The sequence below is a fragment of the Chitinophaga oryziterrae genome (genome assembly GCF_009758125.1).
Classification (GTDB): domain Bacteria; phylum Bacteroidota; class Bacteroidia; order Chitinophagales; family Chitinophagaceae; genus Chitinophaga; species Chitinophaga oryziterrae.
Map to the genome: position 1 here is coordinate 349,305 of NZ_WRXO01000002.1, position 23,282 is coordinate 372,586.

The 23,282-nt window shown below is 45.0% G+C and carries 10 protein-coding genes; 9 read left to right on the forward strand and 1 reads right to left on the reverse strand.

Annotated elements, in window-relative coordinates; all coding sequences use genetic code 11:
• The first annotated feature begins 8 nt into the window (after nucleotides 1-8).
• From GO495_RS09135 to GO495_RS09175, 9 genes are read left to right on the forward strand one after another with little or no spacing between them, the layout of a single operon-like run.
• Complete coding sequence (locus GO495_RS09135; RefSeq protein WP_157299373.1) at nucleotides 9-1,457, forward strand: RagB/SusD family nutrient uptake outer membrane protein; 1,449 nt, start codon at nucleotides 9-11, stop codon at nucleotides 1,455-1,457.
• Between the two features lie 18 nt (nucleotides 1,458-1,475).
• Nucleotides 1,476-2,384 (forward strand): zinc-binding metallopeptidase, encoded by a 909-nt coding sequence (locus tag GO495_RS09140; RefSeq protein ID WP_157299374.1) that lies wholly within the window; start codon nucleotides 1,476-1,478, stop codon nucleotides 2,382-2,384.
• Between the two features lie 16 nt (nucleotides 2,385-2,400).
• Nucleotides 2,401-3,696 (forward strand): DUF4302 domain-containing protein, encoded by a 1,296-nt coding sequence (locus GO495_RS09145; RefSeq protein WP_157299375.1) that lies wholly within the window; start codon nucleotides 2,401-2,403, stop codon nucleotides 3,694-3,696.
• A gap of 21 nt (nucleotides 3,697-3,717) precedes the next feature.
• The gene (locus GO495_RS09150) at nucleotides 3,718-12,615 is read left to right on the forward strand and encodes a right-handed parallel beta-helix repeat-containing protein (RefSeq protein ID WP_157299376.1); all 8,898 of its coding nucleotides are present in this window, start codon (nucleotides 3,718-3,720) and stop codon (nucleotides 12,613-12,615) included.
• 1 nt (nucleotide 12,616) lies between these two features.
• Nucleotides 12,617-15,898, forward strand: coding sequence for a PKD domain-containing protein (locus GO495_RS09155; RefSeq protein ID WP_157299377.1), 3,282 nt, complete (start codon nucleotides 12,617-12,619; stop codon nucleotides 15,896-15,898).
• A gap of 22 nt (nucleotides 15,899-15,920) precedes the next feature.
• On the forward strand, nucleotides 15,921-16,928 hold the full coding sequence (locus GO495_RS09160; protein WP_157299378.1) for a PorP/SprF family type IX secretion system membrane protein: 1,008 nt from the start codon (nucleotides 15,921-15,923) through the stop codon (nucleotides 16,926-16,928).
• Between the two features lie 10 nt (nucleotides 16,929-16,938).
• The gene (locus tag GO495_RS09165; protein WP_157299379.1) at nucleotides 16,939-18,693 is read left to right on the forward strand and encodes an OmpA family protein; all 1,755 of its coding nucleotides are present in this window, start codon (nucleotides 16,939-16,941) and stop codon (nucleotides 18,691-18,693) included.
• A 3-nt stretch (nucleotides 18,694-18,696) separates the two neighbouring features.
• Nucleotides 18,697-19,725: a PorP/SprF family type IX secretion system membrane protein gene (locus GO495_RS09170; protein ID WP_157299380.1), complete on the forward strand. Its 1,029-nt coding sequence runs from the start codon at nucleotides 18,697-18,699 to the stop codon at nucleotides 19,723-19,725.
• A 46-nt stretch (nucleotides 19,726-19,771) separates the two neighbouring features.
• The gene (locus GO495_RS09175; protein WP_157299381.1) at nucleotides 19,772-20,335 is read left to right on the forward strand and encodes a hypothetical protein; all 564 of its coding nucleotides are present in this window, start codon (nucleotides 19,772-19,774) and stop codon (nucleotides 20,333-20,335) included.
• A gap of 429 nt (nucleotides 20,336-20,764) precedes the next feature.
• Here GO495_RS09175 and GO495_RS09180 read toward each other — a convergent pair whose 3' ends face one another.
• Nucleotides 20,765-23,014: a GH92 family glycosyl hydrolase gene (locus GO495_RS09180; protein ID WP_157299382.1), complete on the reverse strand. Its 2,250-nt coding sequence runs from the start codon at nucleotides 23,012-23,014 to the stop codon at nucleotides 20,765-20,767.
• Between the last annotated feature and the right edge of the window lie 268 nt (nucleotides 23,015-23,282).

Sequence of the window (23,282 nt, forward strand, 5' to 3'; positions counted from 1 at the left end):
TGACAAGCATGCAAAGATCAGCACTATATATTCTTTTGATCAGCACCCTGTGTTTCGCAGGATGTAAGAAATACCTGGAGAAGTCTCCGGATAGTACCTGGACATTACTGGATACGCCGGAAAAGGTAAGCCAGTTATTGGGTACGGCTTATCCTCAATCCAATTATATGACCTTCTGCGAGGCAACCTCTGATAACGTAGAAGATAAAGGAACAGGACAGGATGATAAAGTGAACAGGGACCCTTTTTACTTTAATGATGTGGAGTCCAGTGATGATGACAGTCCGGAGCCATACTGGCGTGCCTGTTATACTGCTATTGCTGTCACCAACAATGCCATTCAGGCATGTAATGCAGCCCCCGATACGGCCGCTTATATTCAGCAGAAAGGAGAAGCACTGGTGGCAAGGGCTTACGCGCATTTCATGCTGGTAAATTTCTTCTCTAAATTTTATGATTCTACTACCGCTGCTACTGATCCCGGTATTCCATATGTAACTGTACCGGAAGATGTAGTGATGAAACAATATGAAAGGAAAACAGTGGCTTATGTGTATGAGCAGATCGAGAAAGATCTATTGGAAGGATTGCCACTGATCCGTGACGCCCGTTATAAAGTTCCACGTTATCATTTTAACCAGGCTGCTGCTTATGCGTTTGCCACCCGCTTTTACCTGTTCAAAAAGAACTACGCAAAAGCGGCGGCATATGCTGCCATGGTATTCCCTGCCAACAACATTGCAGATAACATGCGCCCCTGGAATACAACGTATGCTGCTATGACGCCTGCTGCATTGTGGAATACCTATTCCAACTCTTCTGAAAAGGCGAACCTGCTGCTGGTAGAAACGCCATCAGTGTATGGCCGCTATCTGGCACATTACCGTTTTGCCATGAACTATACCAAGTTCAGAGAGATACTGGGAAATAATGCTACCGGTGGTGACTGGGCATTCCCGGTATACACACAGGGAGAGAAGAATTACTTCGTACCTAAAATCACAGAGTACTTCGTAAAATCTTCTGTGAATGCTTCTATCGGTACTGCTTATGTAATGGTGCCTTTATTTACTACTGAAGAAGTATTGTTCAACAGGGCAGAGGCGAATCTTTATCTGAATAATACCACTGCTGTACTGGCTGATCTGAATCTGTTCGCAAGTAAAACAGTTGCGAACTATGACCCTGCTGTAAATACACTGACAATTGCGGGCATCAAGGCTTTCTACGGTATAACGAATACACAACAGGCATTACTGCAAACTATCATGGATTTCAAACGTGCGGAATATGTACAGGAAGGTATGCGCTGGTTTGATCTTGCCCGTTACAAAGTACCTGTTACACACGTAACAAGCACCGGTAATTCTATGACACTCGAAGCAAACGATCTGCGCAGGGTGTTCCAGATACCTGCATCCGCAAAAACTTCCGGAATCGCATTGAATCCCAGATAACCGTATTAAAATATTCATATGAAGATCATAAAGACATTTTTTATCCTTTTAACTGTTGCTACGCTTGGAGCGTGCTCTAAGGACGACAAACCGGATAACCTTGAAGATATTCCCGGCCTGGGTGGAGATACCTGGGTTAAAACACCACTGGACCTGTGGCTACATGATTCCATGGTGGCTCCTTATAATATCGAAGTAAAGTACAAATGGGACCAGTTCGAGTTTGAACTGGACAAGACCCTGGTTCCACCGGATGAAGCGATGGTGAAGCCCGCGATAGCTGCTATTCAGAAAGTATGGATAGATACCTACATCGCTGAGGCAGGAGATATATTCTTTAAACGTTATAGTCCCAAGTTCCTGATCCTTTGCGGCAGCGCCAGCTGGAACGTAGACAATGGTACCATCACACTGGGTACTGCAGAAGGCGGACGTAAAGTAGTGTTGTATTCTATCAATGATTTCCGCACTAAAACTTCTCCCGGTTATAAGTTATCTGATTCCGTGGTGATAAAACAGATCTTCCACGTAATAGAGCATGAATTCGGGCATATCCTTCATCAGAATATCTTATACCCACCTGCTTTCAAACAGATCTCTACGGGGCATTATACGGCTAACTGGAATAACATTTCTGATGAGGAAGCACATAGCACCGGTTTTATCACACCTTATGCGATGTCTGGCTATGACGATGATTTTGTGGAGACAGTTTCTCTGATGCTGACAGATGGCAGAGCTGCTTTTGACAACCTGGTGAACAGTATTCCTGAAGGGACCGTGAATGGTGTTACACAGGCCGCTGCTCAGTCGGCATTACGACAGAAAGAAGCGATGGTAGTCGGATATTTTAAATCTGCCTGGAACATTGATTTCTACAGTCTGCAAACAAGAACACGCACGGCTGTTGAGCAGCTACTTTACTAATTCTATAATTACAACTATGCGCAAACAGCTACTATTTATATTTCTTACTATCACCATACTGGCTGCCTGTAAAAAGTCGGATGATAATAATTTATTTGGCGCGTCTCCCGATACCAGGCTGAATGATACATTAAATAAATATCAGAAGATTTTGTCTGGTGCAGAGCATGGATGGAAAGGACTGGTTCTTCCTGATGGACTGGACCATGGCGTATTTGCTTTCTATTTCAGGTTTAATGATTCCAACAGGGTACAGATGTTTGCTGACTACGACAGCGCTTCCTCTATTACCATGAAGGAAAGCAGTTACCGCTTAAAGGCATTGCAACAGCCCAGTCTTTTGTTCGATTCTTATTCCTACATACATATTTTAAGTGATCCGGATGCTGCTGTAAATGGCGGTGTATACGGAGAAGGATTGTATTCTGATTTTGAATTTTCCATTGATGGGATGTCTGGTGATACCATGAAACTGACTGGTCGTTTCCATGGCAGTAAAGCTATGATCATCAAAGCGACCGCGGAAGAGGAAGCGGCTTATTACGGTAAGCAAAGTAACAGGCTGATAGATAATATTAATAAATATCTTACCTACTTCAAACGCTTAACTACCGGTGGCGTAAACTATGATATCGCGTTTAACATTTTCACGCGCAGCGCTAAGTTCAGCTGGATAGATGAAAGTGGTGCGGAGCATGTAGAGATCACCGGATTCTATTACACACCGGATGGGGTTGCTTTTTATCCTGCTGTAAATGGCAGCGTAACAGCCTTTAACAACGTTACCTGGAGCCCTTCTACTACTACATTGAGCTTCACCGTAAACGGCAGTGCAGGTACTATTAAGGAAATAGCTAAACCAACAGTGATCGACAAGGCGGCCCCTAAAGAATGGTACAATGCTGTGATAGGTAATTACTGGCAGTCCGTAACCGGTTTCCATATAAATGGTGTAGATGATGCCTATGGTATCCAGACCTTACCGAATTACTACCTGCTGCTGTTTTATCCGCAGTTTGGTACCAGCTCCGGCATTAACTATGACCTGCTGGGTTTTGTGACTTACGACGGTGTTACCCAACCCAGTATAGAATATGGTCCTGCTTTCACCGCTCCGACCTATACAACAGACGGCAGAATCATTTTCCCTTACCTGGGCGACCTGGGTACTTACCCTGATGATGCCACCCCCATCACGAATACAATTACAAAAATTTCAGAGAGTACAGGATTCTACCTGGTACGCACCGGAAGTGCTACTTACGATATGGTAAGTGCAAAAGATGGCAAAGCATGGATATCCTGGAACTAAAAATCTAAAAGAGCTTTTCATATGAAACGGTATACTATTTATTCCTTTTGCAGAGTAACCTGGCTGGTCGCAGTATTGCTGATGAGCATACTGAGCGTACGTGCCCAGACGAATATCAGTATAGGTTCAGGGACCTTCGGTAATGAAGAGAGCTGGTATCCCTGTCCCTTGCAGGATTATTATGACGGGGCCAGGGCGCAATACCTGTACAAAGCATCTGAACTACAGGCGGCTGGTATGGGTGCTGGTGTTATCAGCGCTCTCAGTTTTAAGGTGCTGAACCTGCGTGGCGGAGGATTGATAGAAAACTACACTATCAAAATAGGTACCGTTTCAACATCTCAGTTAAACCAGGCTACCTGGGAAGCTGTAAGCAATTTGGTCTATGGCCCTGCTATGTATCAACCGGTAACCGGCACAAATAATTTTGCGTTCGCTGCCAGTTTTACGTGGAACGGAATGGATAACATTGTGGTGGAAATATGTAACGGGGATAACAGTGGTGAAACGAGCGATCAGAACCCCGAAGTTCAGTATACAACCAATCTGCCTTTTAATGCGTCTCATACTTACAGGGCTAATAGTCAGGGTAACCTCTGCGCTACTACGAATACCGCCAACACCGGTACTTTAAGTAACCGCCCGGATATCGTGTTTGCATGGACTGCCGCTGCTGCCTGTACAGGTACACCTGTTGCAGGTACGCCTGTTATAGATGCTTCTCAGATATGTTCAACAGGTAAAGTAAACCTTTCACTGAGTGGTACTACGATTGCTTCAGGATTAACATTCCAGTGGCAGTCATCTCCTGATAACAGTACCTGGACGAATATCACCGGCGCTACCACAGGCAATTATACGGCTACACAAACCGTTAGTACCTGGTATCGTTGTATTGTTACCTGTAGTGGGGCTTCTGCTACTTCTGCCAGCGTGCAGGGAGTATCACCTTCTCCTGTAAATGGTACTTTTACTATTAACAGTGCAGTAGCTACGGGTGGAACTAATTTCCAGTCGTTTAATGATGCGGTCAACTTTATCAAATGTGGGGTTAACGGTGCGGTCGTATTTAATGTGGTGACCGGCAGCGGCCCTTATAATGAACAGGTGGTGATCCCTGTTATTCCGGGAGCATCTGCTACCAACACGATTACTTTCAATGGTAATGGCAATAACATTCACTACTTATCTACGCTTAATACAAGTCCGGCCGTTATAAAACTGGATGGCGCTGATTATATCACTATCAACAATCTGGACATTAAAACAGATGGTGGTGGTTACAGTGAATATGGGTTTGGTATCCATCTGACAAATGACGCGGATTTTAACACTATCAATAATTGTACGATTACATCTGATCTGTTATCCGGTTCGCAGAACTTTGCTGGTATTGTTATCAGCGGGGGTAATTTCCTGACAGATGAAAATTCAAAGAGTGATAACAATACGATCAGTAATAACACGATTACTGGGGGCTATTATGGTATCACGATGTATGGTAACCTGGTAGATGCAGCGGGCAATAATAAGATCATCAATAATGCTATTCATGATTTCCATCATGGAGGTATCAATGCGCAGGGTACATTTAACCTGCTGATAGAAGGAAATGAGATCAGTCGCCCTGCACGTACCACCACCTGGCAGTTTTATGGTCTGTACCTTACCGGTCTTAATACTAAGCTGAACGTTAACGGTAACAGGATCAGTAATCCTTATGGGGGTACTCCTGATAATCTTGATTACTGCTTCGGTATAGATATAGAAAGTGCAGGAGCATTGCCGGGATTAGAGAATGTGATCAGTAATAACCTCATTTATAATTTTACTGCCGGAGGTAATGCGGAAGGTATTCATGTGTCTTTCTGTAATAACGCCTGGTTCTATCATAACACGATTGCACTGGATGGTACCAGTACTGCTGCTACTTATACTGCATATGGTTTTTATGTAGATGCTTATTCCGGTGGTATCAACCTTAACAATAACATTGTACATCTCACCAGGGCTGGTGCCGGTAAGAAGTATGCAGTATATATAGAAGCAGATCCGGGTACTGTGATGGCTGATCATAATAACTACTACGTAGCTAATTCTGTACAACAGGGGGCTACCGGTTATTATGGAGGCGCTGATCACAAGACAATGGCACAGTGGAAAGCTGCCTTTGGTGGTGATGCTGCTTCTATTGCCGTGAATCCTTTGTTCTTTGATGTGACTACCGGTAACTATACGCCGCAGAACAACTCACTGAACGACCAGGGTATATTTGTAAATATTACTAAAGATATTACCGGTGCTACACGTAGCACCACCAAACCGGATATAGGCGCTTATGAGTTTACGCCTCCTGCATGTACTGCACCGCCAACACCTGGTACTACCATTCTATCTGCCAATCCTATTTGTGCGAATACACAGGTAGTACTTGGGTTAACAGGTAATTCAATCGGTGTGGGACAAACCTACCAGTGGCAGTCTTCCCCCAATGGTGTTACGTTTACTCCACTGGGCGCTGTGATGGACGGTTCTGATACTACTATCACCGGAACAGTTTCTGCTTATTACCGTGTAGCATTAACGTGCAGTGGTAATACGTCCTATTCTACCCCTATACTTTTAACAGTAAATCCGCCGGTACCAACAGGTGTATATACCATTAACAAAGGGGCTGCTGCCAGTGCTACCAACTATGTAAGTTTCACAGCTGCCAGTCAGGCTCTGCAATGTGGTATTACAGGTCCGGTCGTATTTAATGTAGTAGCTAATTCAGGTCCTTACAATGAACAACTGATACTGGACAGTATCAAAGGTAGCTCTGCGGTGAATACCGTTACATTTAACGGTAATGGTAACACGATCGCCTTCAGCTCTGTTAATTCGCTGGAACGTTCAGTTATCAAGCTGAGAGGTACGGACCATGTGATTATTGATAGTCTGATTATAGATGCAACAGGCGCCGGTACTTATGGTTATGGTGTGCAGTTGTTGAATAATGCAGATAGCAACGTTGTAAGCAGATGTAAGATCACAGTACCCGCTGTTTATAATGGTGGAAGTGAATTTACAGGTATCGCTATTACAGGAGCAGAAGATTATGCTGCATCTACCGGTTCTCTGTGTGATGGTAATACTATCAGAAATAACACGATTACCGGTGGTGATGGTGGTATTACGCTGATGGGTTACTACGCTGGTATTATTAAAGGGAACACTGTCTCCAATAATGATATCCGTGATTTCTACAGAGTTGGTATTTATATCACCGGTGTTTCCAATACACTGATTTCCGGAAATAAGATCAGCAGACCTACCCGTACAGACCTTGGTAGTTTTGTTGGGATCGTTTCTGATACTCATAGCGGACTGGTGATCGAGAACAACAGGATCTTTAATCCATGTGGTGCAGATCCTTCTGCCAATGCCAGCTTTACCGGTATAGAAATGGACCGTTCTGATGATAACAATCCAACGGAGAATGCGGTAAGGAATAACGTGATCTACAACGTTAATACATCCGGTAGTATTGATGGTATCTATACAAATGGTTCAGATAACACTGTCTATTATCATAATACGATAGATGTTAATCTTCCTGCTGTTGCTAACACCAGCGGAGTGAACGGCTTTATACTTTATGGTGATGTAACAAGAATGATCATCAAAAATAATCTTGTTCGTATTACAAGAGGTGGTACAGGTGAGAAGACGGCGATGGACGCAATGAATAAGATGGATGGTATCACAATTGATAATAACAACTACTCAGTAAAGGGTGGTGTTGTGAATTACATCGGAAGAACGGATAATATCGCTTATACCACATTAGCGGGCTGGAAAGCAGCAAGTCTGCAGGAAGCACATTCTACCAATGTAGAACCTGTGTATGCAGATGTTGCCAATGGGAATCTTTCTCCTGTTATTTCTCCGCTGGATAATACCGGTACGCCTGTTCCTGTTACCAAAGACATTAATGGTGTAACCAGGAGTACTACCTCGCCGGATATGGGTGCGTTTGAGATCAGCATTCCTGCATGTGCGGCTCCTCCGGTAGCTGGTACTACAGTTGTTACGCCGGCTACAGGTGTTTGCCTGGGTGACAGTGTGAAACTGAGTCTGACAGGCAACACCGCCGGTGGTACACAAACTTACCAGTGGCAGAGTGCAACATCCGCAGCTGGTCCGTGGACAGACTTTGGAGAACTGCAATACATTCCTGAAACAATTATAGCGCTGACGTTCAGCAACTATTTCCGTTGTGGCGTGACCTGCGGTGGTACTACCGTTTACTCTGCAGTGGCTAATGTGAATATGAATGCGGCGTTCCAGTCGGGTTTCTATACGATCAATCCTGCATTACCTGCGGGCGTGACCAACTTCCAGACTTTCAACGCTGCGGTAGCGGCCCTGGAATGTGGTATCACAGGGAATGTGACCTTCCTGGTATCTCCGGGTACTTATAATGAACAGGTGAGAATGCATCATATAGCAGGTTCCGGCGTGAATGCACGTGTGGCTTTCACCAGCGCTAACAATGATGCCACTTCAGTTACGCTCACTTACGCGGCTGTTGACCCAGGCGATAACTATGTACTGACACTTGACAGTGCTGATTACGTTACTTACAACGCTATCACACTGAAAGCAGATGGCCCTGATTATGGAAGGGTTGTCTGCATGGCAGGGGCTACCTCTCATGACAGCTTAACCAATAACACGATTGTTGCTCCGGTAGCTACGTTCTCTACTCCTGATATCGCTGGTATTTATGCCGACCAGTTTACAGGTGTGGATAATGTCATCAAAGGGAATACCATCCAGAATGGTGACAATGGTATCTGGCTGGCTGGTGTAAATCAGCAGACCTATTACCATGATCATGTCATCGATAGTAATAAAATCACAGGTGCTTATTCAAATGGTATCTATACCATGTTGAGCAACCACCTGAAGATCAATAATAATACAGTGGACCTGAATGCACCGGGATATGGCGTTTCTGGTATTTTTGTTCAGTATGGCGACAGTATCTGTACTGTTACACATAACCACATCACTATCAATAATGCACACAGCCCTGCGTACGGTATCAACTTTACATACAGCGGCGCTTCCATTGCAGGTTCCGGCGCGATAGAAGGAAACACTGTCCTGGCGCTGACTGGTAATACAAGCGATTTGTATGGTATCTATACCGGTAACAACCAGTTCCTGAATGCGGTGAACAATGTAGTGAGTATCAAAACTACCTCTGCAATAGCCAGTGGCCTGTATGTGCAGGGTGATGAAAATGCCAGCTACACCAACAACAGTATTTACAACACTTCTACTACCAGCGGTACAAAGAATGCAGCAGCTTACCTCAGACAGAGTAGCCAAACTGTAGTGGTAAGGAATAACATCTTTGCACATGCAGGAGGTCGCAGGGCATTGTATGTATATAATGCCGCGAATGAAAATACAGATTACAATATGCTGTATACTTCAGGAAGCATACTGGCTTCTACCCGTACTGCGGACTATACTACCTTACCGGCCTTTGTTGCAGCTACCAAACAGGAACAGCATTCCATGGTGTACAAACCAGCCTTTGTAAGTGCAAGCGACCTCAGACCGGATGTGACAAGTGCGGATGTATGGGCGCTGAATGGCCGTGGCGTACAAATCCCGGGTAATAATCATGATTTCAATAACCAGCCAAGGCCGGTTACATTAGAAACAGGAGTACCGGATCTGGGGGCATTTGAATTCGTTCCTATTTCCGTACCTGTTGCCCTGACAGGCGTACCGGCCATACCAATAGCAGGCAGTGCACAAACATTTATGTTTGGTTCTGACACCGTAGCTACCCTTAAATGGGATGCCGCGGACGCCATTCCTTCTGCTATCACTTTACAGCGCTATACCGGTACCGTACCAACGGGATTATCTCCTGCTGCACAGTACATGTACTTCTATACCAATGTAAATGTAACCGGCAGCGGCGCTTACAACTATACACTGAAACAGTACTATATGGACCCCTGGCAGGGTACTGTGAAAAATCAGTCACTGCTACAACTGGGCAGAACAGATGCCGCTGATAAATGGATAACAGGAGACAGCAGCACTGTAAATGATCCGGCTAATTATCTCACAGAATCCAAACTCAGTTTCTTAGGCAGGTTTACCGGTCTGGTAGACAGCGCAAGAGCAGTAGTTCCGGTTGTCATCTCTCCGGCGGACAGTTCCAACACAGGTACACGCTTCTGGGTAGGTTATGGTCATCACGAGTACTTTACAGGTAACAATGCGCAGAACATGGTACTGTACCTGAGTGCTGCGAATGAAGATGCCGATGTAACGGTGAAGATCAATAATACCAGCTGGATAAAAACATATCATATCCCTGCGAATACCGCTATTACAAGTGACCTGATCCCTAAACAGGGTATTGAAGATGCCAGGTTACTGACAGAAGGGGTATCTGATAAAGGCATCAGTATTGAAAGTACTAAACCAATTGTGGCATACGCACATATCTATAGTCATGAATCATCCGGAGCTACTATGTTATTGCCGGCAGGTACTTACGGATATGAATACTATGCATTAGGGTATAATCAGTCATACAGTTATCTCGATTACTCCTGGAGTTATGTAGTCGCTGACCAGCCGAATACGCTGGTAGAGATTACCCCGTCCGTACCAACAGAAGGTGGTCATCCGGCGAATATACCGTTCACGGTAGTATTAAATAAAGGAGAGATTTACCAGGTACTGGGGGCAAGGATCGGTGGTGGCCTTGGTTATGATATCACTGGTACCAGGTTCCGGTCTGTATCCAATGCTTCGGGCAAATGTTATCCTATTGCTGTATTCTCCGGTAGCAGCCGTACCAGCATCAGTTGTGCAAGCAGCGGCAGTGGTGGTAATGGGGATAACATTATCCAGCAGAACTTCCCTTCACAGGCATGGGGTAAACGTTACCTGACAGCGCCTACTTCTACTGATGATGATCCGGCTATCCTGATGGGTAATGTGTATCGTGTACAGGTAAAAGACCCTGCTACAGTGGTGAAGAGGAATGGTATCGTGTTAACAGGACTGATCAATAACCGTTATTATCAGTACAACAGTACTACTGCAGATTATATACAGGCAGATCGGCCGGTTATGGTAGCACAGTACATGGCTTCATGGACAGAGTGCTTCAACACCGGTGGTCATGGAGATCCTGAAATGATTTATCTGAGTCCGATCGAACAGGGTATTAAAAAGACAGGTTTCTATCGTAATACACAGTCCAGCATCGAGTCCAATCTGCTGACGCTGATCATCCCTGATGGTGGTGTATCTACACTGAAGATTGATGGTAGCAGCACATTCGACTATAAGTATAAACATCCTGCACTAGCCGGTTATACCGTGGTCGTAAAACGTTGGGATGCTGAACAGGCACAGAGCAGTGTAGAGAGCGATTCTGCCTTTACCGCAATTACTTACGGTCTTGGTGAAAACGAAAGCTACGGTTATAATGCCGGTACGCTGGTAAGGAACCTGAATACAAGAACATCTATTACAAATACAAACAGCGACAGTACTTCGGTGAGCGATCACACCTGTGCCAACACACCTTTCAGGTTTACATTTATTGCTACACAAAGACCCGCATCCATCGTATGGGGCATTGGTCAGGTGAGCAACATTACTCCTGCAACAGATGTAACACAAGCGAACCCGGTTCCTGTTGATTCCTTTATTGCCAATAGCAGAAAGTACTACCGCTTTGCAATTAAACAGGATTACACCTTTACTAAACCAGGTACTTATTATGTACCGGTAACAATGATAGATCCTACACTGGAAGGTTGCGATAACAAACTGGTTACCTATTTACCGGTAACTGTAATTGCTGCGCCGGTAGTGAGCTTCACGTATGCCTTTAACGGCTGTGTGAGCGACTCCGTAAGATTCAAAGGAATGGCAGTTACCAGCAATGCTGCTGCGATTGCTAAATGGAGCTGGGCATTTGGAGATGCCGCTACCAGTCTGTTACAGGATCCGGTCCATCTGTATGGTGCCGGTGGTACTTACGCTGTGAACTTTGACATCATAGCAGCAGATGGTTGTACTGCGGATACCACAGGTAATGTAGTGGTAAAAGGACCTGCTTCCGGTATACTGACAACAGATTCTATCACCACCTGTATGGGTACTGATGCTTCCTTTTCTGTACAGAGCCCTGCTACCGGTGTTGATTATAACTGGTACGATGCACTGACCGGTGGAACACTGGTTGGAACAGGCAGCACGCTTACTATCACTGCGGCAACTGCTTCTGCAACTTACTACCTGGAAACAATAAAGGATGGTTGTCCTGCTCCAAAACGCACGATCGCTAAACTGGTAGTATTACCACTGTTAACGGCCCCTGTTGCACAACTGGATTCTGCAGGCGTGAACACGCTTCGCTTTAAATGGGCGGCTGTTCCCAATGCTACCGGTTATGAAGTCTCTACAGACGGATTGACCTGGACTTCAGTAAGTGGTCTGTCATATACTATCAGCGGACTGAAACCTTCTCAGGAAGTAACATTGCATATCAGGGCATTGGGTTGTGAGACGGTGAATGGTGCGAATGTGAGCGGTACTACTTTACTGGATGGTATCTATATCCCGAATGTGTTTACTCCGAATGGGGATGGTGTGAATGAGACGTTCAAAGTATATGGTTATATCGTGAAAACGATACACCTGATGATCTTTGACCAGTGGGGTGAGAAACTGTTTGAGTCTGATAGTCAGGACAGAAGATGGGATGGTGTCTATAAAGGAAAACAACAGCCTTCCGGAGTGTACATGTATGTATGCAAGCTGCAATTGCTGGATGGAAGTACTGTAGAAAAGAAAGGCATTATCAACCTTATCAGATAAGATGACATTAGTAAAACACATAACACCTGTTGTTTGCCTCCTGCTGATACTCAGCGGGATGGCAAACGCACAGGAGCTTTCCAACAAAGGAAAAGAGTTCTGGGTAGGGTACGGGCACCATCAGTTCATGGAACCCGGCTTAACCAATACACAGGATATGATCCTTTACCTGAGCGCTGAAGAAGCGGCTAATGTAACGGTAACGATTGAAGGTACTACCTGGACAAGGAGCTATAGTATTCCGGCCAATACCGTTATACCTACCGCACTCATTCCCAAAAGCGGAGCTATTGATGCTCGTCTGGTTTCATTGCCCCCTTCATACGGAGGTACTGGTGGAGAAGGTGTTTTTACAAATAAAGGGATTCATATAGTAAGCGATGTACCCATTGTAGCCTATGCACATATTTTTGGAAGTGCCTCCTCCGGTGCTACCATGCTGATGCCCATCAACACCTGGGGTTACTCTTACATTTCATTGAACAGTCAGCAGCATTACGCAGATAACTGCTTTTCCTGGATGTACGTAGTGGCCAAAGAGAATAATACAGTGGTTGAGATTACACCTTCTGAACTCAGCCGTAATGGTCGTCCTGCTGGTGTTCCTTTCACGGTTACCCTGAACAAAGGAGATATTTACCAGTTGATAGGCGCTTCACTGGGCAGTGGTGTAGGAAGAGAGTTAACAGGTACTACGGTAAAGTCTTTAGGTAATTCAGATGGCAAATGTTTCCCTATTGCTGTATTCTCCGGTAGCAGCCGTACAGCTATTTCATGTCCCGGTGGATCAGGAAGCAGCGGCGATAATAATATGCAGCAGGTATTCCCTTTCCAGGCATGGGGTAAAAGATACCTGACGGCCCCTATATCCGGTAAAACAGCTACCAGTTACCAGACGAATCTGTATAAAGTGGTGGTGAAAGACCCTACTACAATTGTAAAAAGAAATGGGGTACAACTGACAGGATTGACATCTCATTCCTGTTATGAATTTCAAAGCAGAACAGCGGATTATATAGAGTCCGATAAACCGGTATTACTGGCGCAGTTCATGGCTTCTATGGATGGGTGTCCTTTTACAGCGGACATTGGCGATCCCGAAATGATTTATACAAGCCCGATAGAGCAGGCTACCAAAAGAGTGGCATTCTATCGTAATACAAAAGAAGTCATTGATATAAACGGATTGATACTGATCATCCCTGATGCCGGATTGACTTCTTTAAAAATAGACGGTAGTAATACATATGATGTGGCATATGCCCATCCTAACTTACCCGGTTATACGGTAGTGGTGAAAAAATGGAAATCGGCAGATGCGCAATGTATCGTGCAGAGTGATTCTTCTTTTAATGCCATTACTTACGGTCTGGGCTCCTATGAGAGTTATGGTTACAATGCAGGTACTTATATCAATAATCTGAATGCAATAGGACAGATCCATAATACAATGGATACCTCTGCTACACAAAACGCTTACACCTGTGTGAATACACCGGTAAATCTTTCCGTACTCTTCACTTATCAGCCTGCTAAATTAGTATGGCAGCTAAGTAAAACAGCGATCACCCCAGGTACAGATGTAGTTGATAATGCCCCTGTGCCGACTTCTCAGGTGAATATAAAAGGAGTGGTATTCTATGAATATTCATTGCCGCAGTCTTACCAGTTTGCTGCTGCGGGTTCTTATGATATTTCTATATTGTCTACGGCCCCGCACATTGAAAATTGTAATAACACCGAAGAAATTATTTATACGATAACAGTAAAAGGAAAACCTGCTGCTGTTGCTTCTTATACAAACGGATTGGGCTGTGCGTACGATTCTGTTCATTTCAGCGGAACAAAAACAGGGAACGGCTATAATATTAATCGGTGGGCATGGGATTTTCCTGCAAAGAAAACAGATGGTATGAATACTACGCAGTCGTTTGCTGCGGGTACAGTACCTGTAAAACTAACTGTTGTTTCTGAAGAAGGCTGTGTGGCGGATACTGCTTTTAGTGTGGATGTATATCCTGTTCCGCATGCTGCCTTTTCTTTGAATGATGTTTGTGAGGGCTTACCGGTAACGGTTACTGATCAATCAACAGGTGTCATAAACAGTTGGAGCTGGAATTTCGGAGATGGTACTACCGCTGTGAAGAATACCGCAGCTCTTTTTGATAAGACATATACGACTGCGGGTACTTTTCCCGTGAAATTATTGGTGACAAGTGATCATAGCTGTGTAAAGGATACGACTATCTCTATAGCTGTACATGCTGCACCGGTGGCAGATTTTACGATGCCAAAGGCAGTATGTATGCCGGAAGGGAAAGCTACTTTTACCAATATCTCCAAAGTATCTGATCAGTCTCCTTTATCCTATCAATGGAATTTCGGAGATGGCAGCAGTCCTTCAAATGAAATCAGTCCCTCACATGTATATGCTACTGCCGGTAATTATGGGGTTAACCTGCGGGTGAATACATCTTATGGTTGTACGGATGATACGACGAAAGCATTAAAGGCATTTTACGAGAAACCTGTAGCAGATTTTAGTACAGCAGCAGATACTTTATGCCAGGGTGCGGATAATGCTTTTACGGATAAGAGCACAGCGGTGAACAGTACCATACAGGAATGGGCATGGGATTTTGGAGATGGAACGAATGATAATGTACGTAACCCGGATAAACGTTATACACAGCCGGGCGACTATACGGTGCAACTGGCAGTTACCAGCAGTGCGGGTTGTATATCAGATCCTGCTACACAGGATGTGAAGGTATTCCTGCAACCTGTCATCGATGCCGGGCCTTCTTTCACAGTAGAATATGGTACTACGGTAGAGTTTCAGCCGGTAGTGAATGATGTGACAGGATTGACTTTTAGCTGGACGCCGGCGACAGAGCTGACATCTCCGACCGTATTGAACCCTCAGCTAATTGCTTTACATGATGAAAAATATACGCTTACAGCAACCGGGTTGAGTGGTTGTACTGCCAGCGATGACATGGAAGTGAAAGTATATAAACCAGTGAAAATTCCCAACGCGTTTTCTCCTAACGGCGATCATATAAATGATACATGGATGATCACAAACCTGGCCGATTACCGAAACAGTACTGTAGAAGTCTTTAACCGCTACGGACAGTTGGTGTTTAAATCGATCGGGTATGATCGCCCATGGGATGGAATGTACAATGGTAATATGTTACCACTGGCTACCTACTATTATGTAATAAAACTAAAGGATGGATCTGCACCTCTGACAGGGTATGTAGTGATATTAAAATAATAAAAAATAAAATGCTGACATCATGAGAACTTTTACCAAAGCATTGTTGATGCTGATCATAGTGAGCCTGACCGGTAAAAAGCTGCAGGCGCAGTCAGACCCCCATTTCTCCGGGTATTATGTATACCCGTCCTGGCTGAACCCCGCGTTAACGGGCGTATTTGATGGTACTTATCGTTTATCGGGAATTTACCGTTCGCAGTGGGGAAGTGTGAACAGTCCTTTTAAGACTTATGGCGTAGCAGCAGATGTAAAGACTAACAGCAACATTAATGCAGGTGGCAGCCTGTTGAACCAGGCAGCCGGTGATGGTGGCTATAATTATACAACGGCTTACGGTAGCGCATCGTATACCGGTGTAAGACTGGGCGATTTAGAACAGCACCGTATCGTATTCGGTTTACAGGCAGGATTTATCCAGCGTAAGTTTGATCCTGCCAAACTGCATTATGGTGATCAGTGGAATCCTATCACTGGTTATAATCCTGCCAATACTACCAATGATATGATCACTAAAACGTCTTCGATGACATTCGATGCAGGTTTTGGTATACTGTATTACAATGCGCAGCCGGGTAAGAAATACAACCTGTTTGGCGGGTTCTCTACGATGCACCTGAACCGTCCTGCTGATCAGTTCAGTGCTACCGGTGATGCAAGGATACCGGTTCGCTATACAGGACACGCGGGTGTGCGTGTGCAGTTATCAGAACTGTTCACATTAACGCCTAACGTATTGTACATGCGTCAGGGAACGGCACAGGAGAAGATGCTGGGTGCTTTTGGCAGCTATAAGCTGTCTGAAGAAACAGACCTGATGCTGGGTGCTAACTATCGTTTTAAAGATGCTTTTGCATTGTATACGGGGTTCAATTATAAGAACGTGATGCTGGGATTGAGTTATGATGTGAACTCATCAGACCTGGGTAAGATCAGTAGGGGAAGTAACAGCTTCGAGCTGTCGCTTTCCTTCATAGGCAGGAAGAAGCTGAAAACACCGGCAGGTGAATTTGTTTGTCCAAGATTATAAAAATTACAACATGAAGAAGATATTATTCACCGCTGTAATGCTTGTAGTTGTCCAGGCGGCCTGGTCACAACATAAAGCAGGCTATCTGAAGGCCGCAGACAGTTATTATAAACAGGCAGATTATTATTCGGCAACATTGTATTATGAAAAATACCTGGTGGCCGGTACCAAACGTACAGATCCTATGACCTACAATCCATATGCTGCACCGGGTCCGTCAGACAGAGTAACGACGGGCCCCGCAGCAGATGAGCAACAGGCCGTATATCAGTTGGCGGACAGTTACCGCAGGCTGAATGATCCTGCCAAAGCGACGCCATTGTATGAGAAGTCATTGACGTATAATAACGACCGCTATCCACTGGCTGCTTATTACTATGGTATTTGTTTACGTTCTACAGAAAAGTATGATGCAGCAGAAGAAGTATTCAGTGCTTTTCTTGCAAAGTATAAATCAACCGATACATATAGCGCAGATGCAGAGAAAGAGTTGAGGAATCTCCGTTTCATCCGTCAGCAGTTGCAGAAGGGTGATTTGTCCCTTTACCATTTACACAAAGCCGCTGGCACTTTGAATGCCGGCGGCGCTACATATGCTCCTGTATGGGCAGGGGATAAGCTGTTGTTTACCTCCACCAAAGGAATACCGGTGATGAATCGTATTTACCAGTCTTCCGACACGGTTGCTGTTACGCGTATCCCTTTAGTGCAGTCTTCTAAAGTGCATCAGGGTGCGGTGAGTGTGAGTGCGGATGGTAATGCTTTGTACCTGACACAGTGGACTACAGATAATGGAAAGAAATCTGCGGCTATTTATATCAGTAAAAAGAAAGATCAGCAGTGGAGCGAACCGGTGAAACTGGATGAGATGATCAATACTACCGGTTTTAATGCACAGCAGCCTTTTATCATGGCTGATGGCAGGACGTTATTGTTTTCCAGTGATAAAGCAGGTAATTATGATTTGTATGCGGCTACTTTAGATGCTACTGGAAAAGCGGTTTCTGTGCAGGCGCTTTCTGCTTTGAATACGGCTGCTGATGAACAGGCGCCTTATTATCATGCTGCTTCTTCTACACTGGTATTTGCCAGTAATGGCGGAGTGGGCATGGGTGGATATGATCTTTACTTCAGTAAAGGGACTATCGATCATTTATCCCCTGCTGTGAACTTTGGGTATCCTGTAAATGCGGTGAAGGATGATATCTATTTTTCCAGTAAAACGCAGACAGCGAATGTACTGGATGATGCCTGGTTTTGTTCCGACCGCTCTGCGGAATGCTGCCTGGAGTTATTCAGTCTGAATATGACACCTCCTCCTCCGCCACCTGTGGATACGCCGGTAGTGGTAGCTGTTACGCCTGTTCCTACTATCATCGATACTATTCTTCGTACACCTGTGAATGAGGCGGTTGCCATTCAGCAGATTTATTATGAGCTGAATGAATACACACTGAGCGCTTCTTCTTATCCGCTGCTGGATAAGCTGGCTGAGGTGTTGTTGTCTCATCCGCAGATGGAGATAGAGATCAGTGCACATACGGATAGTACCGGTACGGCGGCGTTTAACCAGCAGTTGTCTGAGAAACGTGCCATGAACTGTGTGGCTTACCTGATGAGTAAAGGTGTTCCTAAGGACCGCCTGCAATACAAAGGATATGGCGCCAGCAAACCTGTAGCGCCTAATACCTTCCCCGACGGAACAGATAATCCTGAAGGTAGAAGACTGAACAGACGTATAGAGCTGAAGATATTAAAACAATAGTGGATGAACCGTGTTATAACGTTGGTGTTGATGCTGGTTTTTGCGTGTGATGGTTATGCGCAGCAACAACCGCATTACACACAGTATGTGCTGAATACTTTTATCATTAATCCTGCGGTTGCCGGTATAGAGAATTACTGGGATGTAAAGGCCAGCCACCGGCACCAGTGGGCAGGATTGAATGGCGGACCGGTTACTACGTACCTGACGGTACATGGGCCGTTGCGTAAGACGGATTATCCTTCAGCTTCGGCAACGGGGTTTAGTCCGGATGGCGCAAATCCGCGTGGCAGGGCTTACTGGGAAACGTACACGGCGCCACCTTCTCATGCGGGAGCTGGCTTCACATTGCTGAACGACAAGACAGGCCCTTTAAACCGATTCTCTGCCAGTGTAGCATATGCGCATCATATTGGTATTGCTCCGGGGACGAGTTTGTCAGCAGGTATTTCTGCGGGTGTACAGCGCATTTCTTTAGACGCTGCTGCCTTACAGTTCCAGGACCCTTCTGACCCGGCGATTGCCAGTAGTACTACGCTGAACAAATGGCGACCGGATGTGAATGTGGGGCTTTACCTGTATTCGGCGCAATACTTTGCGGGTATTTCTGCGCAGAATATTATTCCGTCAGAATTAGGCTTTGATGATGGGAAAGTGAAGGGAGATTCTCTTTACCGGGGGAAACTGGTACCGCATCTTTTTGCAACTGCGGGATACCGGATGTGGGTAAACGAAGAGATGAGTGTACTACCATCTGTCATGATCAAATACATTACTGCTTTACCGGTGAGTGTGGATGTCAATGCCAAGTTACAGTACCGGGATGTACTGTGGGTGGGTGCTTCCTATCGTCATAGGGATGGGGTAGCAGCGATGCTGGGTATTAATGTGAATGCAACGTTCAACATCAGTTATGCATATGACTATACAACTTCTTCATTGAATACGGTGAGCCGGGGTACACATGAGATCATGGTCGGGTTCCTGATAGGTAACCGTTATGCTGATCTGTGTCCGCGGAACATCTGGTAAAATATTACACAAACACAATTATTAAACTTTAAATCAACTAAAGATCATGAGAAACACATTTTTACTTTCGCTGGCTATTATCATTTTTTCCTGTGGAGCATGTTCCAAGGATGGTTCTGTAGGTCCTGCGGGTGCTACAGGTCCTGCTGGTGCAGCGGGTCCTAAAGGGGATGCTGGTACTGCCAATGTAATTTATTCTGACTGGTTAGATGTAGCTTATGATCCAATTACCGGTGATTTCGATGAGGATGGGAAACTGGATACTGCTGCTTTCGAAACAACTATTGCTGTTGCTAAACTGGATAACGATATCCTGACCAGCGGAGAAGTGAAAGTATATATTAACCTGGGTACTGCTGCCGCGCCTGAGATTACTCCTTTGCCTTACTTTGACGTTTTTGCCGGTTACAGCATTAACCCGTCATTCTCTGCAAACCAGATCTACATGCTGGCTACTAACAGCTTCCAGACTTACATGGGTACTGATAATGTGAAACATCAGCAGTACAGGTATATCCTGATCCCTGGTGGAACGGCCGCGCGTACCAGCAAATCTGTTGACTGGAATAATTACAGTGAAGTGAAAGCTTACCTGAAGTTAAAAGACTAAGAGGGGACGTTTAATGAATATAGTGGGATGTGATTTATTTCCTACAAACACGGGGCTCCTAACGGAGCCTTATGTTTTTTAAAATGTTTGATTTAAGAAGTAGGGCTCCATAGGAGCAAAGTTTGTAGGAAACATCTAATTCAACAAACTTAGCTCTGTTAGGAGCGACGTGTTTGTAGCAAAATAGAACAACAAAACACAGACTCCGTTAGTTCCCTGATTAAGTCCAACCCTTCCCCATAGCTACTTCTTGTTAACTGTACAATTCGCCTGCTCCTGATAAAAACTGAAACTTCATGTAAATCCTATATCCCTTCATCATAGGAATGACGATAGAATGAGCCGTCAGAGAGCCTGTCAACCAATAAGAAACCCTTTATCCACCTGCCTTTCAGCAAGTGAATAAAGGGTTTATACCTTGGTAATAAATTACTTACCGGACTTAAAATCTATTGAAGAGGGAGGTGCGTCTTCTTCTCCGCTACCCCACTGTTTATTAGGGCTCTCACTCATCACCAGCTTTAACGTACTACCGTCTAACACTGCCTGATGTGTGAACCATGGGGTATTTAAAGGTTTACCGTTCAAAGTAGCACTCTGGATATATTTCTTAGCATCAGAACTGCCTGGAGCGTCTATTGTGAATACCTTGCCATTGGATAATTTGATCTTTACCTGTTCAAATACCGGGCTACCGATATTATATACCGGAATACCAGGTGTTACCGGGCTAAAGCCCATCATAGAAAACACCACAAAAGCGGTCATTCCACCCCCATCTTCATCTCCCGGAATACCAAACAGGTTATCGGTATACCAGGTGTTCATCAGCATACGGATACGTTTCTGCGTTTTCCAGGGTGCTCCTAAGTAATTGTAAATGTAGGGGATATGAAAACTGGGCTCATTCCCCATCACAAACTGACCTACCAAACCTGTAGCATCCGGGAAAGTATACCATAACTGGTACTTGCTCCGCCCAAGATCTTCCCGGAATAACTGGTCCAGTTTAGCTTCTGCTTTTGTCCTTCCGCCCATCAGGTAAAAAAGCCCTTTCAGGTCATGTTTTACATCCCAGTTATAGGTATAAGCGTTGTTTTCGGTGAAGTAATCACGGCCGCCTTGTCCACCGGAGAATTTTGGGTCTATAGGGTCTATCCAGTTGCCGCTGGCATCCTTTGGCCACATAAAGCCTTTATCAGTTCTAAATACGTTTTTATAGTTAGCCGCTCTTTTCAGGAACAGTGCTTCATCTTCTTTTTTGCCGGCAGCAGCTGCCAGTTGTGCAATGCACCAGTCGTCATAACTGTTTTCTAAAGTCACGGCGACTGCCTGACGGCGTTCAAAGCCATGCACCTCTTTTACGGTTTCCTTTTCGTCAGGTTTCAGGGCAGGCATATATCCATGTACCCCGTAAAAGCTATCCAGGGATGTAGCAGCACCATTCCTCCAGGGAAGCAGGGTTGCTTCCAGGGCATTCTTCTTAAGCCCTTCATAAGCCTTGGGAAGGTCAAAATCATGTATGCCCTTGAACCAGGCATCCGCCATCCAGGCAGCAGCATGGTTGCCGGTCATACAGGCGTAATCTCCGAAAGGCAAGGCGAAGGAAGGCATCCAGCCGCTCTGTTCATACATCTGCACATAAGATTTGATCTTATCCGCTTCCATTTTCGGGTTCAGCAGGGTTTGTAACGGTTCCAGGGCAATGTAGGTATCCCATAACCAGTTATCTACATAAAAAGGCTGATCAGAGGTATGTACCTTATGATCATACCCGCTGAAGTATTTCCCATATTCATTAATATTCACCATGCGCTCATAGGCACGATACAGCGAAGTATAAAATACCTTTTTCTGAGAGGGAGTACCACCTTTTACTTCTATCTGTCCCAGCACTTTATCCCAGGCGTTATATGCCTGTTGTTTAATAGCTGCGAAGTTCCAATCAGGGATCTCTTTCTGTAAATTCTCCATTGCCTGGTCCACGCTGATAAAAGACACACCATAACGGAATTCTACGGTCTGTGTTTTTTCTCCCGTATTCACTTTCAGTTGTGTTTTACCGTTCTGATCCCTGTAGTTGGTGTTGACAATATCCGTGTTCAGTTCTCCATAAAAGAAGGCCGTCATGCCTTCAAATACTTCCTTGCCGCTAATGGCCCTTTTGCCGGATACGACGATATCCCCTTCACCGTTAAGCACGTTAATTCTTATCGCGTGGGGTACATTGCCGTTAAAATGGAAACGGAAATACCCGCTATGGGCGGCAGGCGTAAACTCTACCTGGTCCGTATCTTCCAGATAGGCGCTGTAATAGTAAGGGGTTGTCTGTTCCCGGTCATATACGGCGGGCGACAACCACTTATAATCATCCACATCTCCTGATACCGGCATCAGGCCAAACAGGTTATTCTGCCGGTGGGCAGCGATAGTGAGCGGGAAATAACTGATCCGGTCATCGAGCTGGTCTTTTCTGAAAGGGAATGTCCTCAGCATGCTATTGGGCAGATGCACTGTAGGACGTGTAGGCTCCAGGATGATCCCTACGCCCCCTATAGTGGGGTCTACATAATTTACGTTACTGCGTGTTACCGCGGCACTACGTACGGTTTGAGCACTCACCTGTTGCATCATACATATGGCTATGCATCCCGAAAGTATCGACCTGTATCTTCTCATAACTTTGAAATTTTGCAGACGGAATGTACAAATGAAACCGGGACTATCCAAACTGGTGTGCATAAATAGGATTACAAACACGGCCGCTACAAACACGGGGCTCCTAGCGGAGCCAAATTTGTTGAATCAGATATCAATCTCGTTTAGTTAAACTCCGTTAGATTCTGTGTACATAACAAAACATAATTAGCTCCGTTAGGAGCGACGTGTTTGTAGAAAAAATAATCTTCTCTACAAACACGGGGCTCCTAACGGAGCCAAGGTTATT

Bases quoted from the DNA above. Each gene is read 5' to 3' on its own strand.
- GO495_RS09135 (WP_157299373.1), top strand. From the start codon at position 9: ATGCAAAGATCAGCACTATATATTCTTTTGATCAGCACCCTGTGTTTC.
- GO495_RS09140 (WP_157299374.1), top strand. From the start codon at position 1,476: ATGAAGATCATAAAGACATTTTTTATCCTTTTAACTGTTGCTACGCTT.
- GO495_RS09145 (WP_157299375.1), top strand. From the start codon at position 2,401: ATGCGCAAACAGCTACTATTTATATTTCTTACTATCACCATACTGGCT.
- GO495_RS09150 (WP_157299376.1), top strand. From the start codon at position 3,718: ATGAAACGGTATACTATTTATTCCTTTTGCAGAGTAACCTGGCTGGTC.
- GO495_RS09155 (WP_157299377.1), top strand. From the start codon at position 12,617: ATGACATTAGTAAAACACATAACACCTGTTGTTTGCCTCCTGCTGATA.
- GO495_RS09160 (WP_157299378.1), top strand. From the start codon at position 15,921: ATGAGAACTTTTACCAAAGCATTGTTGATGCTGATCATAGTGAGCCTG.
- GO495_RS09165 (WP_157299379.1), top strand. From the start codon at position 16,939: ATGAAGAAGATATTATTCACCGCTGTAATGCTTGTAGTTGTCCAGGCG.
- GO495_RS09170 (WP_157299380.1), top strand. From the start codon at position 18,697: ATGAACCGTGTTATAACGTTGGTGTTGATGCTGGTTTTTGCGTGTGAT.
- GO495_RS09175 (WP_157299381.1), top strand. From the start codon at position 19,772: ATGAGAAACACATTTTTACTTTCGCTGGCTATTATCATTTTTTCCTGT.
- GO495_RS09180 (WP_157299382.1), bottom strand. From the start codon at position 23,014: ATGAGAAGATACAGGTCGATACTTTCGGGATGCATAGCCATATGTATG.